Origin of the sequence: Streptomyces phaeochromogenes, assembly GCF_001418655.1 — a bacterium.
Classification (GTDB): domain Bacteria; phylum Actinomycetota; class Actinomycetes; order Streptomycetales; family Streptomycetaceae; genus Streptomyces; species Streptomyces phaeochromogenes.
Map to the genome: position 1 here is coordinate 14,408 of NZ_LIQZ01000126.1, position 19,543 is coordinate 33,950.

General features: G+C 70.4%; 2 protein-coding genes. Both read right to left on the bottom strand.

Features of this window, described 5'->3' with window-relative positions:
• Positions 1 to 56: 56 nt before the first annotated feature.
• Positions 57 to 5,963: a type I polyketide synthase gene (locus tag AOK17_RS17915; RefSeq protein WP_055613498.1), complete on the bottom strand. Its 5,907-nt coding sequence runs from the start codon at positions 5,961 to 5,963 to the stop codon at positions 57 to 59.
• The gene (locus tag AOK17_RS53575; protein WP_055613499.1) at positions 5,960 to 19,210 is read right to left on the bottom strand and encodes an SDR family NAD(P)-dependent oxidoreductase; all 13,251 of its coding nucleotides are present in this window, start codon (positions 19,208 to 19,210) and stop codon (positions 5,960 to 5,962) included. Before AOK17_RS53575 ends, AOK17_RS17915 begins: the two co-directional genes overlap by 4 nt.
• Positions 19,211 to 19,543 lie beyond the last annotated feature (333 nt).

The following is a 19,543-nucleotide window of genomic DNA, read 5'->3' on the forward strand; positions in this document are numbered from 1 at the left end:
GAGAAGGTGTCGAGTGCGGTCGTCGTCGCCTCAGGCCGAGAACATCGGCCGGGTGGTCACTGCCGAGGTGGGTCCTGGCGAAAGCCGTTGTCGAGCAGGGCGAACAACTCGTCGTCGGACGCCGTCCGTAGGCGATCGCCGACGGCGTCGGCGGCAGCACCGGAATCTGCGAGACCCGGCTGCTCGTTTCCGGTGAGCGTCGCGAGCAGCGATTCGAGTCGCCGGGCGACTCGGGTCCGCAGCTCGTCATCGTCGGCGGTGGATGCCCCGAGCACGTCGTCCAGTTGGCCGTGGAGCCGGTCGAGGGTGTCGAGTACGGCGGTTTCCGAACCGGGCATTTCCCGGCCCAGGTGGGCTGCGAGCGCCTGTGGGGTCGGATGGTCGAACACCACGGTGGCCGGCAGGCGCAGCCCTGTCGCGGCGGTGAGGCGGTTGCGCAGTTCGACCGCCGACAGTGAGTCGAAGCCGAGTTCCCTGAAGCTGCGGTCGAAGACGATCGCAGCTGTGTCCCCGTGTCCCAGTACGGCGGCGATGTCGGTCCGTACGACGTCTTCCAGTACGGCCGTCCGTTCGGAGCGTGATGTCCCGGCCAGGCGTTCGGCGAGCGTGGCGGTGGCCTGGAGGCGCGGGTCGGGCTCGTTCACGCCGTTCGCCGCGTTCAACCCGCTCGTCAGGACCGTGGCACGGGCAGGTGCGGCGAGGGAGCGCAGCACTTCTGGTATCCGGTCTCCGGCGTTGTGGTCCCCCAGGGCTGTCGGGTCGACGCGCATGGGCAGGATCATCGCCGCGTCGCCGCCGACCGCGGCGTCGAGGGCGGCGAGGCCCTCGACACGGCGCAGTGGGGCGATCCCGATACGCCGTAGCCGGGCGCTGTCCACGGAGTTGAGCGTCTCGGTCATGCCGCTTTCCCACGGCCCCCAGGCCAGTGACACCGCCGCCAGCCCCTCGGCCCTGCGCCATACGGCGAGCGCGTCGAGGTACGCGTTGGCCGCCGCGTATCCGGACTGGCCCGCGCTGCCGAGGGTCGCGGCGGCGGAGGAGTAGAGCACGAAGGCGGAGAGGGGCATCTCCAGGGTCAGTTCGTGGAGGTTCCAGGCCGCGTCGGCCTTGGGGCGCAGCACCCTGTCCAGGCGCTCGGCGTTCTGCGCGGTGACGATGCCGTCATCCAGGACTCCGGCGGTGTGGACGACGGCGGTCAGCGGCCGGTCGGCGGGGATGCTGTCGAGTACGGCGAGCAAGGCATCACGGTCGGCCGCGTCGCACGCCACGACATCGGCATGGGCTCCCAGTTCGGCCAGCTCGGTCACGAGCTGCCCGGCGCCTGGCGTCTCGGCTCCACGCCTGCTGAGCAGGAGCAGGTTCCGTACACCATGGGTTGCCGCAAGGTGCTTCGCCGCCATGGCGCCCAGGCTTCCGGTGCCGCCGGTGATGAGGACGGTGCCTTCTTCGGGCCAGGCCGGCGCGCTCGCGGCCGGGTCGGTGCGCACGAGAGCGGGGTGGAGCAAGACACCTTCGCGGACCGCCAGTTGGCCGCCGAGCGCGGCGGCGCCGGTCAAGGCACGCCGTGAGGCGGGTGCTTCGTCGATGTCCACCAAGGCGATACGGCCCGGGTGTTCGGCTTGCGCGGAGCGCAGCAGCCCCCATGCCGTCGCGGCGGCGGGATCGATGCGGCCGTCCCCCGTGTCCACGGCTCGGCGGGTGACGAAGGTGAGCCGTGCATCGCCGTGACGCTCGTCGGTGACCCATCCCTGGACGAGGGTGAGCGCGCGCAGGGCCATGTGGCGTGCCGCGTCCGGCGGCCCGGGGTGCGAGCCCGGGACCGGACCGAGGTCGACGAGGAGGTGGAATCCGTCCCGGCCGCTCTCCTCGGCCGCCTTGGCGAAGAGGTTCTCGTCGGTGGGGTCGGCCCAGCGGACGCGGGTGTCCTCGTGGCGAGCCTGGGCCGGTTCCGTGCCGGGCGAGGCGGGCGAGGCGGACCACTGCAGCCGGTGGAGTGGCAGGTGGGCGGCTCCGGCGGCGGCGAGCCGGTCGGCGTCGGTACGGCGCAGGGCGAGCGCGTCCACGGTGAGGACCGGGCGTCCCTGGGGGTCGACGGCCGTGATCGTGACGGTCTCGGGTCCTGCGGCGGTGGGTGCGATGCGTACGCGCAGGATGTCGGCGCCCCGGCCGTGCAGCCTGGCGCCGCTCCAGGAGAAGGGCAGGAGTCCGTGTTCCAGGCCGAGGCCGGAAGCGATGGCGTGGAGTGCGGCGTCCAGGAGCGCAGGGTGGACGGCGTAGCGACCGGCTTCGTCGGCGTACGCGCCGGGCAACCGCACTTCGGCGAACACCTCGATGCCGCGCCGCCAGGCGGCGGACAGACCGCGGAAGGCAGGACCGTAACCGATCCCGGCGTCGGCGAAACGCTCGTACTCGGTCGTGATGTCGAGCGGTGCGGCGTCTTCCGGCGGCCAGGCCCCGTCGAGTCCGGGGTCCTCGGAATGCGGTTCACCCGGGCCCAGGGTGCCGGAGGCATGGCGGACCCACCGGCTTCCTCCCGGCGCGTCCGAGTGGCCTTGTTCCGAGTGGATCCGAAGGGTGCGGCTGCCGTGCTCGTCCGGGGCTCCGAGCACGACCCGCAGGCGTACTTCTGCGCCCGGCGGAAGCACCAGCGGGGTCTCGAAGGTCAGTTCAGTGACGGTGTTGTCCGCAGGAGCAACAGAGTCGGCGGCGTACTGAGCCAGCTCCAGGAGGGCGGTTCCGGGTACGACCACCTGACCCCCCACCGTGTGCTCGGCGAGCCACGGGAGGCTGGAGGTGGACAGCCGGCCCGTCCAGACAACGCCCTGCTCCTCGGGCAGGACCACGGAGGCCGACAGCAGCGGATGCGGACTCTCGTCGAACCCCATGGCGGTCGGGTCGAAGGCGGTCGGAGCGTCCAGCCAGTAACGCCGCCGCTGGAAGGGATAGGTGGGCAGGTCCGCCGCCAGCCGGTCGACGGCACCGACGGGGCGGTCGGCGAGGGTGACGGGCACCCCGTGGACGTACGCCTCGGCCACCGCGCGGGTCACGGTGTCCCGCTCGCCGTGGCCCCGCCGCAGCACCGGAATCGTGAGCGGAGTGCGGGAGGTGGCCTCTGGTGCGTCCTCGTCCAGGCATGAGCGCGCCATGGCCGTGAGCACCGCGTCGGGGCCCAGTTCCAGGAACGTGTCGATACCGTCGGCGCGCAGGGCGCGCACGCCGTCGAGGAACCGTACCGGCTGACGCACATGGCGGACCCAGTGGTCCGGGGTACGCGGATCAGCGGCGGTGCCGTTCTCCATGGTCAGGTTCGACATGACAGGAAGCGTCGGTCGCCGGTAGTGCAATGCGCGAGCAACTCGTTCGAACTGTGTCAGCATGCCGTCCATGTGCGGCGAGTGGAACGCATGACTGACAGTGAGCCGCTTGGTGTCCCGGCCCCGTGATCGCCAGAGCTCCACGAGTTCCAGTACGGCCTGTTCGTCGCCCGCGACGACGACTGAGGCCGGGCCGTTGACAGCCGCGAGCGCGACCTCCGTCTCCCGGCCCGCCAGGCAGGGTGCCATCTCCGCCTCGCTCGCCGCGATTGCGGCCATCGCGCCGCCGTGGGGCAACCCCTGCATCAGCCGGCCGCGTGCGGTGACCAGGGCGCACGCGTCGGCGAGGTCGAGCACTCCGGCAACATGGGCGGCGGTGATCTCGCCGACGGAGTGCCCCATGACGGCGTCCGGCCGTATGCCCCATTCCTCGGTCAGCAGCCGGTAGAGGGCGACCTCCAGGGCGAAGAGCGCGGGTTGGGTGTAATCCGTGCGGTCGAGCAAACCGGCATCCCCGATCCCGGACCCGGACCCGATCGCGGTCCCAGACCCGATTTCGGCTCCGGTCTCGATCACGGCTCCGGCTCCGGCCGGATTGAAAGCCGCCCCCCGCTCCGTCTCCGACTCCGTTTCGCCGAACATCACGGTTCGCAGAGGTCGTTCGAGGTGGCGGTCCATCTCGGCCCAGATCTCGTCCATCGCCCTGGCGAAGACCGGGAAACGGGCGTAGAGCTCCCGTCCCGCGCCGGAACGCTGGCTGCCCTGGCCGGAGAAGAGGAACGCCACCCGGCGGTCCCCGGTTGCCACGCCGGTGACGAGGCGCGCGCCGGGCTCCTCCTCGCCCTCGGAGAGCTTCCGCAGCCCGCCCAGAAGGGTCTCGCGATCGTCGCCGAGGACAACAGCACGGTGACGGAAGGCGGTCCTGCGGTGGGCAAGGACACTCGCCAGAGCGGCCGGAGCCGCTGACAGACCGCTGAGGTGGGTGTGCAGTCGGCCGGCCTGGTCCCGCAGCGCATCGCTGTCCCGGCCCGAGAGCGTCCAGAGCACGGGCGTCGTGCCGGAGTCGGTCGGCTGTTCCGGCACCGGCACCGCCGCCGGCTCCGGAGAACTCTCCAGGATCACGTGCGCGTTGGTGCCGCTCGCCCCGAACGACGAGACACCGGCCCGCAGCGGCTCGCCGTCGGCTCGCCGGGGCCAGGGCCTGCCGCCGGTCAGCAGGCGAACCGCACCCGCCGACCAGTCCACATGCGATGAGGGCGCATCCACATGCAGCGTCTTCGGCAGCACACCCTGCCCCATGGCGAGCACCGTTTTGATGACGCCCGCCACACCGGCCGCCGCCTGCGTGTGTCCGATGTTGGACTTCAGCGAACCGAGCCACAGCGGCCGATCGGCAGGCCTCCCCCGGCCGTAGGTGGACAGCAGGGCCTGTGCCTCGATCGGGTCGCCCAGCCGGGTTCCCGTACCGTGCGCCTCGACCGCGTCGACCTGGTCGGGGCGCAAGCCGGCGTTGCTGAGCGCGTCACGGACGACCCGCTGTTGTGCCAGGCCGTTCGGCGCGGTCAGACCGTTTCCGGCACCGTCCTGGTTGACCGCCGAGCCACGGATGACGGCCAGTACGGGCCGGCCCTCGCGCCGGGCGTCGGAGAGCCGCTGCAGCAGCACCATCCCGGCGCCCTCACCGAATCCCGTGCCGTCGGCGGCGTCGGCGAAGGCCTTGCAGCGCCCGTCCTCGGCCAGCCCGCGCTGCCGGGAGAAGTCGATGAACATCGTCGGCGTCGACAGCACGGTCGCCCCGCCCGCCAGCGCGAGGTCGCACTCCCCCAGCCGAAGCGCCTGCGCGGCAAGATGCAGCGCGACCAGCGACGACGAGCACGCCGTGTCGATGGTCACGGCCGGTCCGCGCAGTCCGAGGGTGTACGAGACACGGCCCGAAGCGACGCTTCCCGCACTGCCGTTGACCAGATAGCCCTCCAGGTCGGCGGGAGCACCGGAGCGTGGCTGGTGGATCAGGCGTGCGCCGTAGTCGTCGTACATCACGCCCGCGTACACGCCGGTGCGGCTGCCCCGTACGGTCGTCGGGTCGATCCCGGCACGTTCGAGGGCCTCCCACGAAGTCTCCAGCAGCAGGCGTTGCTGCGGGTCCATGGCGAGGGCCTCGCGCGGCGAGATGCCGAAGAACTCGGGGTCGAAATCGGCAAAGTTGTCGAGGAATCCCCCTTCACGGGCGTAGCTCGTACCCGGGGAGTCCGGGTCGGGGCCGTAGAGCGCGTCCAGGTCCCAACCGCGGTCCTCGGGCAGGCCGGACACGGCATCCGTGCCTGCTTCAAGCAGACGCCACAGATCCTCGGGGCTGGTCACGCCACCGGGGAGCCGGCAGCTCATCGACACGATGGCGATGGGTTCACGGGCGCCGTCCTCCAGCGCCTGGAGCCGCTCGCGGGTGGCGAGCAGCTCGGTGGTGAGCCGCTTGAGGTACTCCCGCGCCTTGGAATCCCGAGTCGCGGCGTCGGAGTGGGCGTCGACACGGGCGTCGGCGTCACGAGAGCCGACGCTCCGGCTGCCAGGATTCCGGGCATCGGTCTTCCTGGCGTCGGTTTTCGTGGCGTCGGTCTTCCGGGTCTCTTCGCGTCGGTCGTCGCTGCTCACAGTTGCTCCTCGATGAAGGCGAAGAGGTCGTCATCGCTGGCGGAGTTGAGCCGCTCCTCGACCGCGGCCCGGGAACCAGCAGGGTCTCCGGCGGACCCACCGGCCGGCCCCGCCGGTTCCGCGCCGGTGGCACCGACCGCCGTGAGCGCCTCCTGCAGATGCATACGGACCACGTCTCGCCTGCTGTCGTCCGCGTCCATTCCGGCCACGGCGGTCAGCAGGGCCTCCAGGCTCATCAGGGCGGCGGCACCCGCGTCCTCGGGTCCCGCGTCGAGGCCCAGTTCCGCGCCGATGTGCTCCGCGACGGCCTGGGGCGTCGGGTGGTCGAACACGACGGTCGCGGGGAACCGCAGTCCGGTGGCGGCGTTCAGCCGGTTCCGCAGTTCCACGGACATGAGCGAGTCGAACCCGCTCTCCCGGAAGGGGCGCCCGGGTTCCACCGCGTCGGGACCGGAGGAGCCGAGGACCTTCGCCACCTGGGTCCTGACCAGAGTGAGCAGTTCACGACCGCGAGCCGGTTCGGCCAGGGCCGCCAGCCGCTCGGCGAGTTCCCGAGGCGGCAGGGCCGACGAGGCACCAGCGGCTTCGGTGGCCGACACCTCGTTCCGCGCCGTCGGCCCATGCCTGTCCGTTCGCCGCACCACGGCCGCCGGTACCAGTGCCCGCAGCAGTACGGGAACGGCGTCAGGACCGCTCGCGGCCCGCTCCCTGCCCAGCGCGGCCGAATCCAGCCTCATCGGTACGAGGAGGGCGTGGTCCGGTGCCAGAGCGAGGGCGCGGTCGAAGAGGGCGAGCCCCTGTTCGTTCGTCATCGGTGCGATGCCCGAGCGCCTCATGCGCCGCAGATCCCGCTCGGCGAGGTGCTCCGTCATCCCGCTGGCCTCACCCCACAGGCCCCACGCGAGGGACAACGCCGGCAGTCCAGCGGCACGACGATGGTGCGCCAACGCGTCGACGAACGTGTTCGCGGCGGCATAGTTTCCCTGTCCCGGCCTGCCTAGGAGACCCGCCGCCCCGGAGAACAGCGCGAACACCGCCAACTGCCGGTCCGCGGTGAGTTCGTGCAAATAAATCGCGGCGTCGGCCTTGGAACGCAGTACTGCATCGATTCGCCCCGGGTCGAGCGCCGTGACCGCGCCGTCGTCGAGAACGCCGGCCGCGTGCACCACGCCGGTGAGCGGACGCGTGGCCGGTATGCCCGAGAGCGCCGAGAGCAGCGCGCCGCGGTCACCCGCGTCGCAGGCGACGATTTCCGGCTCGGCGCCCCGCTCACGCAACTCCGCCAACAACTCGCGTGCTCCCGGTGCGTCAGGACCGCTGCGGCTCAGCAGGAGCAGATGACGTACGCCGTGATGCTCCACCAGATGCCGTGCGAGCAGCCTGCCCAGCGTGCCCGTCGCCCCGGTGACCAGCACGGTGCCGTCACCGAGGCGAGGACTGCCGACCGCTCCGCCGGGCTCGCCGTCGGGCGTGTGCACGCGCGCGAGCGACGGCACGTACATCGCGCCGCCACGGACCGCCAGCTGGGGCGTCTCCTCGGAGATCATGCTCAGGGCGGCCGGGAGCGCCGCCACCGAGGCCACGTCCACGTCCATGTCGACGAGTCCGAAGCGCCCGGGATGCTCGGACTGTGCCGACCGCAGCAGCCCCCACAGGCCCGAGCCGGGCAGATCCGTCACATCCTCGTCCGCACCGACCGCAACCGCGCGCCCGGTCAGTACGACGAGTCGTACGTCCGCGAACCGCGCGTCGGCGAGCCACTCCTGGACGAACGCCAGCCCCTCGTACAGCGCCTCCCGAAGCCCTTCGGCAAGAGGCTGCCGCGCCCGCGCCCCGGGCGCCTGCCCGAAGGAGACCACAACCGTCTCCGGTGCGGGGCCGCCTGCGTCGAGCGCCTGACGGAGGTCGTCCAGGTTCGGATACACGGTGCACTCCGCACCGCCACCAGCGCCCGCCACCTGCCCGGAGACCTCGGCCGGACCGAAACGGTCGTCGCTCCCGATCAGCGCCCAGCGGCCCGGCGCGCCGCCAGACGACGGCTCACTGGCGCGCCAGGCGACCTCATAGAGGGGAGCCGCAGCCGTGGAGCTTCCCAGGAGGGCGGCCAGCCGGACACGTTCGATGGGACGCATGGCCAGCGCTTCGAGGGAGAAGACCGGATTGCCCGCGAGATCCACCGCCTGGCACGACAGCGCTCCGTCGTCGTCCAGAGCCAGCCGGACGCGCACGGTGTCAGCACCCGACGTGTGCACGGCGATGCCACGCCAGGCGAACGGCAACAGCATGCTGTCCGCAGGTACGTCGAACAGGCCGCCCGCGATCCACGGCTGAAGCGCGGCGTCCAGAAGCGCGGGATGCACTGCGTAGTGGGCAGCGTCGGCAGCCACGCGAGCGGGGAGCCGCACCTCCGCGAAGACCTCCCCCTCGCGGTACCAGACTGCCTCCATACCGGCGAACACGTCGCCGTACTCGTACCCGAGTGCCGAGAACCGGTCGTACAGCACCGCCGGCTCCACCTCCACGGCGTCCGTGGGCGGCCATTCCGCGCTGTCCCATGCCACGTGAGCGGATTGCGGCTTCGGCGGGCACACCGGGTTGAGCACGCCGACCGCGTGCCGCGTCCAGGGAACCTCGTCCGTTTCCACTCCGAGGCCGCCGATACCGGCGGCAGCCAGACGGTCGTCCGGCCGCGCGTATACGGAGAGGTGACGCCGACCCGAGTCGTCGGCATCCCCGACGCGCACCTGGACGTGCACCCCACCGCGCTCAGGCAGGACCAGCGGAGCCCGCACCTCCAGCTCCTCGACCGCAGCGCATCCGGCTACCGAGGCGGCGTGCAGGGCGAGTTCGACAAAGGCGGTGCCCGGCAGCAGTGCGGTGCCCAGAACCGCGTGGTCGGTCATCCACGCGTGCGCCGCGAGCGAGAGCCGCCCCGCGAGCAGCAACTCACCGGAGTCGGCCAGTTGAAGGGCACCGCCGACAAGCGGATGCTCCTGCCAAGTCATGCCGAACCGTGCGGCCGCGACGTCACCGACACCGGCGGGAGAGGTCTCGGCCCAGTAGTGGTGGCGTTGGAAGGGGTAGGTGGGCAGGTCGACGTGGGCTGTGGTGAGGTTGTGCGCGGTGTAGGCGGCTTTCCAGTCGACCGCCACACCACGTACGAATGCATCGGCCGCCGAGGTCCACCAGCGGTGCAGGCCGCCCTCGTCACGGCGCAGACTCCCCACCACGACCGTGTCCTCACGGCCCGCCGCATCGGCCAGCTCCTGGATGCCGATGGTCAGTACGGGGTGGGCGCTGGACTCGATGAACACACCGAACCCGTCATGCAGAAGTGCCTCGATGGTGTCGGCGAACCGGACCGGCTGGCGCAGATTCCGGTACCAGTAGTCCGCGTCCGTGCGCGCCTCACGGCCCGGCTCGACAGTGGAATAGAACGGAACCGACGGCTCCCGGGCCACCACCGGCGCCAACAGACCCGCCAACTCGTCCTCGATGGCCTCCACTTGGGCGGAGTGGGAGGCGTAGTCCACCGGGATACGGCGTGCCCGCACCCCCTCCTCCTCGCACAGTGTGACGAACTCGCCGACCGCTTCCGCCTCGCCGGAGACCACGGTGATGGCTGGGCCGTTGACCGCAGCGACACCCAAACGGCCAGCCCAGCCGGACAGACGCTCCTCCACAGCCTCCACTGGGAGCGCAATCGACGCCATGCCGCCCGCGCCCGCCAGCATCCGGCCGATCACCTGCGACCGCAACGCCACCACCCGCGCACCATCACCCAACGACAACGCGCCGGCCACGACCGCAGCAGCAATCTCACCCTGCGAATGACCCACCACCGCGTCAGGCGTGACACCCGCCGAAGCCCACACCGCAGCCAGTGACACCATCACCGCCCACGTCACCGGCTGGACCACATCCACCCGCTCCAGACCATCACCGGAACGCACCACCTCCAGCAGATCCCACTCCACAAACGGAGCCAGAGCCGCTGCACACTCGGCCATACGCGCAGCGAACACCGGCGAGTCCTCCAACAAGGCCGCGCCCATACCTGCCCACTGCGTTCCCTGACCCGGAAACACCAACACCGTGCGCCCCACCGGCCCGGCCACACCGGAGACAACCGGCGACCTCAAACCCTCCAACAGGCCGTCGCGGTCAGATGCCACCACCACCGCCCGGTGAGCGAACACCGACCGCTGCGCAGCCGACCACCCCACCTCACCAACACCCAGCCCGGCGTCCCCGACCAGACGCGACGCAAGCCGCCCCAGCCCTGCATCCAACGCACCCGCCGACGCACCCGACACCACCACCGGAACCGGAACATCAGACCGTGCCGGGACTGGGTTCGCGGCGGAGTCAGTCAACGTCTCCGGATCGTCCAACGGCGCCTGTTCCAGCACCACATGAGCATTGGTCCCACTCACACCGAACGCAGATACCCCCGCCCGGCGCGCCCGCTCCACCACCGGCCACGCCCGCGCCTCCGACAACACCTCCACCCCACCGGCCGACCAGTCCACCTGCGACGACGCAACCTCCGCATGCAGGGACTTCGGCAGCACACCGTGCCGCATCGCCATCACCATCTTGATCACACCCGCAACACCCGCCGCAGCCTGCGCATGACCGATGTTCGACTTCAACGACCCCAGCCACAAAGGCCGCTCCACCGGCCGGTCCTGCCCGTAGACCGCAAGCAACGCCTGGGCCTCGATCGGATCCCCCAACCGGGTCCCCGTCCCATGCGCCTCCACCACATCCACCTCAGCAGCAGACACACGCGCATCCCCCAACGCCCCACGAATCACCCGCTCCTGCGACGGACCATGCGGCGCCGTCAAACCATTGGACGCACCGTCCTGATTCACCGCCGAACCCCGCACCACCCCCAACACCCGATGCCCACGACGCCGCGCATCCGACAACCGCTCCACCACCAACAACCCCACACCTTCAGCGGGGCCGAATCCGTCCGCCGCGTCCGAGAACGCCTTGCACCGGCCGTCCGGGGCGACACCTCGTTGGCGCGAGAACTGCACGAAGACCGTTGGAGTCGCCATCACGGTGACGCCGCCGGCCAGGGCGAGGTCGCACTCGCCGCGCCGCAACGCCTGCACGGCCAGATGCAACGCCACCAACGACGACGAACACGCCGTATCCACCGACACCGCAGGACCCTCAAGCCCCAACACATACGAAATCCGACCCGACGCCACACTCGCCGACTTGCCGGTCAGCAGGTAGCCCTCGTGTTCCTCGGAAGCCTCGTGCAGGCGGGCTGCGTACTCCTGGTGGGTGAGCCCCGCGTAGACGCCGGTGCGGCTGCCACGCAGGCTGTGGGGGTCGATCCCCGCCCCCTCCAACGCCTCCCACGACGTCTCCAACAACAACCGCTGCTGCGGATCCATCGCCACCGCCTCACGCGGCGAAATACCAAAAAACCCCGCATCAAACTCCCCCGCCCCATGCAAGAACCCACCCTCACGCGCGTACGTCTTGCCAGGTGTGCCGGGCTCCGGGGAGTAGATCGCGTCGAAGTCCCAGCCACGGTCCGTGGGAGGTGCTCCGATGACGTCCCTTTCCCCCAGCACCAGTTCCCACAGCGCTTCGGGGCTGTCGACGTCGCCCGGGAACCGGCAGGCCATGCCGACGATCGCGATCAGTTCGTCGTCCTTGGCGGCCTCGAACACCTCGGGGAGGTGCCCGGCCGACTTGGATTCCCCGTCGCCCGCAAACCTGGAGAGGATGAACCCGGCGAGGGCCGAGGGGCTCGGGTAGTCGAAGGCGATGGTCGTGGGAAGGGACAACCCGGTGGTGGCGTTGACGCGATTTCGCAGCTCCAGCGCGGTGAGCGAGTCGAAGCCGACCTCCTTGAAGGCCCGACCCGGACCGATGGCGTCCGTGGTGCTGTGCCGCAGTACCGCCGCGGCCTCGCCCCGGATCAACTCGACGAGCCGGTGGAGACGCTCGGCCTCGGTGCGGCCGTCCAGGAGCTCAGCCAGTCCGGCGGCGCCGGGTTCGGCCACGCGCTGCCGGAGGGCCGCATCCAGCGCCTCGCGCGCCTCCGGCACTGTCGAGAAAAGGGGTGTCGGCCGTACCGCGTCGGTGTTCGGCGCGAACCGCTCCCAGTCGACGGCGGCGACGGTCACACAGGTGTCGTCCCTGTCCAGCGCCTGCTGCAGCGCTTCGATGGCGTGTACGGGGTCCATGGCGTCGATACCGCGTCGGACGAGGCCCTCCTCGCCGGCTCCTTCCGCCATTCCACCGCCGGCCCACAGGCCCCAGGCGATCGACGTGCCGTACCGTCCGTCGGCGCGCCGGCGCTCGGCCAGCGCGTCGAGGGCGGCGTTGGCGGCGGCGTAGGCGGCCTGACCTCCGTTGCCCCACACGCCCGCGATCGAGGAGAACAGTACGAACGCGTTCAGGTCCCGGTCAGCGGTCAGCTCGTGCAGCAACTCGGCGGCATCCGCCTTGGGACGGCTGGCGGCAGCGAGGCTCTCGGCCGACAGGCCGTCGATCACTCCATCGTCGAGTACGCCCGCGGTGTGGAAGACGGCCGTGGGCGGATGCTCGTCCAGCAGATCGGCCAGTGCCTCACGGTCGGCCACGTCGCACGCCGCGACAGTGGCCCGGGCACCGAGTCCGCCCAACTCCGCCACCAACTCGGCCACACCCGGAGCCTGTTCCCCACGACGGCTGGTGAGCACCACATGCTCCGCACCGCTCGCGGCCAGCCACCGCGCCACATGACCACCGAGCGCACCCGTGCCACCTGTCACCAACACCGTCCCACGCGGCCGCCAATGCGTGCGGGTCGAGCCCTGTGCGCGTACGACCCGACGCCCGTACGCTCCAGCGTTCCGGATCGCCAGCTCGTCCTCGGTGCCGTCGGCGTTCCCGGCCCCTCCGAGAACGGCTGCCATACGGCCCAGGACGCGCCGGTCCGTCGAAGTCGAGGGCAGATCGATCAAGCCGCCCCAGATCTCGGGGAGTTCAAGGGCCGCGACTCGGCCGAGCCCCCAGACCCGGGCGCCCGCGTCGTCGGGAACTTCACCCGGCAAGGCAGCTACAGCCCCCTGGGTCAGGGCCCATACCCGGCCGCCCAGACCCACGTCCTTCACCGCCTGGACAAGGGAGACGGACGCCGCCACGGAGGAAGGCGAGTGCGATAGCCCGAGCAGTGACAGCACGCCCTCGACAGGCGGTGCCTCGCCGTCCGTACGCCGTCCCGTGAACAGCTCCGCGAAGTGGGCACGGTCGGCACTCAGCGGCACGGCTATGCCTTCGACGGTGGCGCCCTGGTGGGTGAGTGCGTCGCTGATGTCGCCGACCAAGTCCGGGTCGACACCTTCCGGAACGACCAGCAGCCAACGCCCTGACAACCGGGGGTTCCCGTCAGCCGAGAGCCCCTTCCAGACCACCCGGTAACGCCACGCCTCACCACCAGCAGACTCGGCGTCACGCAGGCCGTGGTGCAGGCTCCGAGGGCTGGACTCCAGCCAGTAATGCCGGCGTTGGAAGGGGTAGGTGGGCAGGTCGACGCGGGCCGCGGTGATGTTGTGCGCGGTGTAGGCGGCCTTCCAGTCGACGGCCACCCCTCGTACGAATGCCTCCGCTGCTGAGGTCCACCAGCGGTACAGACCGCCTTCGTCGCGGCGCAGGCTGCCGACCACGACGGTGTCCTCGCGGCCCGACCGGTCGGCCAGCTCCTGGATACCGATCGTCAGGACCGGGTGGGCGCTGGACTCGACGAACACACCGAACCCGTCCGACAAGAGCGCCTCGATGGTGTCGGCGAACCGGACCGGCTGACGCAGATTGCGATACCAGTAGGCCCCGTCCGTGCGCGCCTCACGGCCCGGCTCGACAGTGGAGTAGAACGGCGTGTGGGGTTCCCGGGCGACTACCGGGGCCAGCAGATCCGTCAACTCTGTCTTGATGGCTTCTACTTGGGCGGAGTGAGAGGCGTAGTCGACCGGGATACGGCGCGCCCGCACACCCTCCCTCTCGCACTGTGCGACGAACTCGCCGACCGCCTCCGCCTCACCCGACACCACCGTGATCGCTGGCCCGTTGACCGCCGCCACACCCAACCGGCCCGCCCAGCCGGACAGACGCTCTTCCACCGCCTCCACGGGGAGCGGGATCGAGGCCATACCGCCCGCGCCGGCCAGTACCCGGCCGATCACCTGCGACCGCAACGCCACCACCCGCGCACCATCCTGCAACGACAGCGCGCCCGCGACGACCGCAGCGGCAATCTCACCCTGCGAATGGCCGACCACCGCATCAGGCACCACGCCCGCCGAGGCCCACACTTGCGCCAGTGACACCATCACCGCCCATGTGACCGGCTGGACCACATCCACCCGCTCCAGACCATCGCCGGAGCGCACGACGTCCAGCAGGTCCCACTCCACAAATGGCGCCAAAGCCGCAGCACACTCCGCCATCCGGGCAGCAAACACGGGCGACGACTCCAGCAAAGCAGCGCCCATGCCCGCCCACTGCGTCCCCTGACCCGGGAACACCAGCACCGTGCGCCCGACCGGCCCGGCCACCCCCGAAACCACCGGGGACTTCAAACCCTCCAGCAGGCCCTCACGGTCGGATGCCACCACCACAGCCCGGTGAGCGAACACCGACCGCTGCGCCGCCGACCACCCCACCTCACCAACACCCAGCCCCGCGTCCCCGACCAGACGCGAAGACAGGCGCCCCAACCCCGCGTCCAAGGCCCCAGCCGACACACCCGACACCACCACCGGCACCGGCACCGGCACCGGAGACAGTGCCGAAACTGACACCCGCTCCGCCTCCACCTCCACCTCCACGGCGAGAGCCGGGGCTTCCTCCAGCACCACATGTGCATTGGTCCCGCTCACACCAAAGGCGGACACCCCAGCCCGCCGGGCACGGTCCACCACCGGCCACGCCCGAGCCTGCGACAGCACCTCCACCCCACCGGACGACCAGTCCACCTGCGACGACGGCACCTCCGCATGCAGGGACTTGGGCAGCACCCCGTGCCGCATCGCCATCACCATCTTGATCACACCCGCGACACCCGCCGCAGCCTGCGCATGACCGATGTTCGACTTCAACGACCCCAGCCACAACGGCCGCTCCACCGGCCGCCCCTGCCCATACACCGCCAGCAACGCCTGGGCCTCGATCGGATCCCCCAACCGGGTCCCCGTCCCATGCGCCTCCACGACGTCCACCTCAGGAGCCGAGATCCGTGCATCCGCCAACGCCCCACGAATCACCCGCTCCTGCGACGGACCATGCGGCGCCGTCAAGCCATTGGACGCACCGTCCTGATTCACCGCCGAACCCCGCACCACCCCCAACACCCGATGCCCACCACGGAGCGCATCCGACAACCGCTCCACCACCAACAACCCCACACCCTCGGCCCAACCCGTCCCATCCGCCGCATCCGAGAACGCCTTGCACCGCCCATCCACCGCCAACCCACGCTGCCGCGAAAACTCAACAAACATCCCCGGCGACGCCATCACTGTGACGCCACCGGCCAAGGCGAGGTCGCACTCGCCGCGCCGCAGCGCCTGCACCGCCAGATGCAACGCCACCAACGACGACGAACACGCCGTATCCACCGACACCGCAGGACCCTCAAGCCCCAACACATACGAGATCCGACCCGACGCCACACTCGCCGTATTGCCCGTCAGTAGATAGCCCTCGTGGCCAGTGGCCTGCTCATAGAGACGGGGCCCGTACTCCTGCGACATGGCTCCGACGTAGACGCCGGTCTGTGATCCGCGCAGGCTGTGAGGATCAATCCCCGCCCCCTCCAACGCCTCCCACGACGTCTCCAACAACAACCGCTGCTGCGGATCCATCGCCACCGCCTCACGCGGCGAAATACCGAAAAACCCCGCGTCGAACTCCCCCGCCCCATGCAAAAACCCACCCTCACGCACATACGACTTCCCAGCCGCACCCGGATCAGGGTCATACAAACCCGCGACATCCCACCCACGATCCACCGGGAACGGCAACACCGCGTCCGTCCCCGCCACCACCAAATCCCACAGGTCCTCCGCAGAAGCCACGCCACCCGGGAAACGACACCCCATACCCACAATCGCGATCGGCTCGGCGTCGGTGGCTGCCGCGACGGGACGAACGGGCTGCTGTGTGAGGGTCGTTCCGCTCCCGCCGTTGAGCTGGGTCTGGATATGGCGGGCCAGGGACAGCGGGGTCGGGTGGTCGTAGGCCACGGAGCTGGGCAGGCGAAGGCCCGTGGCCGCGTTCAGCCGATTGCGCAGTTCAACACTTGTGAGCGACTCGAAGCCCTGCTCCTTGAAGGTGCGTTCGGCAACGATGTCGTCCGCTGTCCCCCTGCCGAGAGCCGCAACCGCGTGCGTCCGAATGGCAGCGAGCACGAGCCTTTCGCGCTCCCTCTCGCTCAGCCCGTGGAGCTCGCGGCCCAAAGAGGTGTCCGACGCGCGAGTCCCCTCCGGAACCGCGCTCGCTGTGTCCTCCGCGATATCGAACCAGTAGTGCTGGCGTTGGAAGGGGTAGGTGGGCAGGTCGATGCGGGGCGCGGTGAGGTCGTGCGCGGTGTAGGCGGCTTTCCAGTCGACCGCGACTCCGCGTACGAATGCTTCGGCCGCCGAGGTCCACCAGCGGTGCAGGCCGCCTTCGTCCCGGCGCAGGCTGCCCACCACGACCGTGTCCTCGCGGCCCGCCCGGTCGGCCAACTCCTGGATACCGATGGTCAGTACGGGGTGGGCACTGGACTCGATGAACATACCGAACCCGTCATGCAGAAGTGCCTCGATGGTGTCGGCGAACCGGACCGGCCGGCGCAGATTCCGGTACCAGTAGTCCCCGTCCGTGACCACCGGCCGGCCCGGCTCGACAGTGGAATAGAACGGAACCGACGGCTCCCGGGCCACCACCGGCGCCAACAGACCCGCCAACTCCGCCTCGATAGCTTCCACTTGGGCGGAGTGGGAGGCGTAGTCCACCGGGATACGACGCGCCCGCACCCCCTGCCCCTCACACGCTGAGACGAACTCGCCGACCGCGTCCGCCTCGCCGGAGACCACGGTGATGGCAGGGCCGTTGACCGCAGCGACACCCAAACGGCCCACCCAGCCGGCCAGACGCTCCTCCACCGCCTCCACTGGGAGCGCAATCGAGGCCATACCGCCCGCACCGGCCAGCACCCGGCCGATCACCTGCGACCGCAACGCCACCACCCGCGCACCATCACCCAACGACAACGCACCAGCCACGACCGCAGCAGCAATCTCACCCTGCGAATGACCCACCACCGCATCCGGCGTGACACCCGCCGAAGCCCACACCGCGGCCAGGGACACCATCACCGCCCACGTCACGGGCTGCACCACATCCACCCGCTCCAGACCATCGCCGGAACGCACCACCTCCAGCAGATCCCACTCCACAAACGGAGCCAACGCCGCAGCACACTCAGCCATACGGGCAGCGAACACCGGAGACGACTCCAACAACGCAGCCCCCATACCCACCCACTGCGTCCCCTGACCCGGAAACACCAACACCGTGCGCCCGACCGGCCCGGCCACCCCCGACACCACCGGGGACCTCAAACCGGAGACCAAGCCATCGCGGTCGGATGCCACCACCACCGCCCGGTGAGCGAACACCGACCGCTGCGCAGCCGACCACCCCACCACACCAACATCCAGCCCGGCGTCCCCGACCAGACGCGACGCAAGCCGCCCCAACCCTGCATCCAACGCACCCGCCGACACACCCGACACCACCACCGGAACCGGCACCGGCACACCAGACAGCTGCGACTCAGACTCCGCAGCCACAGCCGGAACCGGACTCGGAGCCTCCTCCACCACCACATGCGCATTCGTCCCGCCCATACCGAACGCCGACACCCCCGCGACGCGCAGCCTGCCCGCTTCCTCGGCCCACGGCTCCAAGGCGGTCTGCACACCCATGTGCAGCTGTTCCATTGGGATGTCCGGGTTCGGTACCCGGTAGTTGAGGCTGGGCGGCAGGACTCCCTCCCGTACGCACAGCGCGGCCTTCAGCAGGCCGACGATGCCGGCCGCGCCCTCCAGATGACCCACGTTGGTTTTGGCGGAGCCCACCGAGAGGGGGGAGGCACCCGCTCCGGCGCGGGCGGCGCCCAGGACCGCGCCCAGGGCGGCGGCCTCGACCGGGTCGCCCACCCTCGTGCCCGTACCGTGCAGTTCGACGTACCGGACGGCCTCGGGGCGGATACCGGCCTGTACGTATGCCGCGCGCAGCAGCGCCTCCTGCGCCTCGCGGCGCGGGGTGGTCAGGCCGTCGCCGCCTCCGTCGTTGTTGACCGCGCCGCCCTTGATGACGCAGTGCACACGGTCCCCGTCCGCGATCGCCTTGTGGAGGGGCTTCAGAACGAGGGCGGCGCCACCCTCGCCCCTCACGTATCCGTTGGCTCGGGCGTCGAAGGTGTGGCACTGCCCGTCCGGGGAGAGGGCGCCCATCATCTCCATGGCGGTGGTGCTGTCATCTGCCAGGACCAGGTGTACCCCGCCGGCGACAGCGATCGTGCTCTCCCCGCGTCGCAGGCTCTCGCAGGCGAGGTGCACGGCCACGAGGGACGACGACTGGGCCGAGTCGACCGCGATGCTGGGGCCTCGCAGGCCCATGAAGTAGGACAGGCGGTTGGGTGCGAGCGCGCGATGCAGGCCGGTGGCCGTGTGGCCTCCCGCTGCCGTGCCGGAGCGGTGCACGAGGGTCGCGTAGTCGTCGGAGGCGATACCGACGAAGACACCGGTGTCGGTGCCGGCAAGCCGGTCTGGGGCGACGCCGGAGTTCTCCAGAGCCTCCCATCCGAGTTCGAGCATGAGGCGGTGCTGAGGATCCGTCTCGCCTGCCTCGCGCGGGGACATGCCGAAGAACTCGGCGTCGAAACGGCCGTGTTCCGCGAGTGCGGCCCGCCATGTGCCGTCCGGCCGGCGCGTGACCTGGTTGCGGCCGGCCCGCAGAAGTTCCCAGAACTCGTCCACGGTCTCGGCGCCGGGGAGGCGGCAGGACATGCCGATGACCGCGATGGCGGCGTCACTGCCGGAGCCTGATCCGGAGCCGCCTTGCTGACCGATGCCACCGTTTTCACCGATGCCACGGCTCTCACCGATGCCACCGTTTTCATCGGTGTCGCCGCTGCCACCGATGCCGCCGTTGCCATTCACACCGAATTCCGCGTTCATCAAGTCTCCGTAGCCGAGGCCATAGCGAGTGGCGCGATGGGCCGGTGTCCGGACGAACAGGGCGGGAGGGGCCGAGTTCCGGGGCACCGAGCTGATCGTCAACTCCGCCAGCCAACCTCCGGTTGGGACGGCGACTCGATATTTGTCCGGGAACTGTGTCAGGTCGCTCACCCGCCCCGAACGTGTCATCAGTACGGGAGTTGAGCGTCCTTGGGCACTATGTCAGGTCCCGTCTTGCGGACCGAGAAGCCAGCCATCTAGCTTTCTTGGCGTTGCACGACACCGGTACGGCATTGGCCCCATTGACATGGCTCGAAATTGTGCGACGAGCCT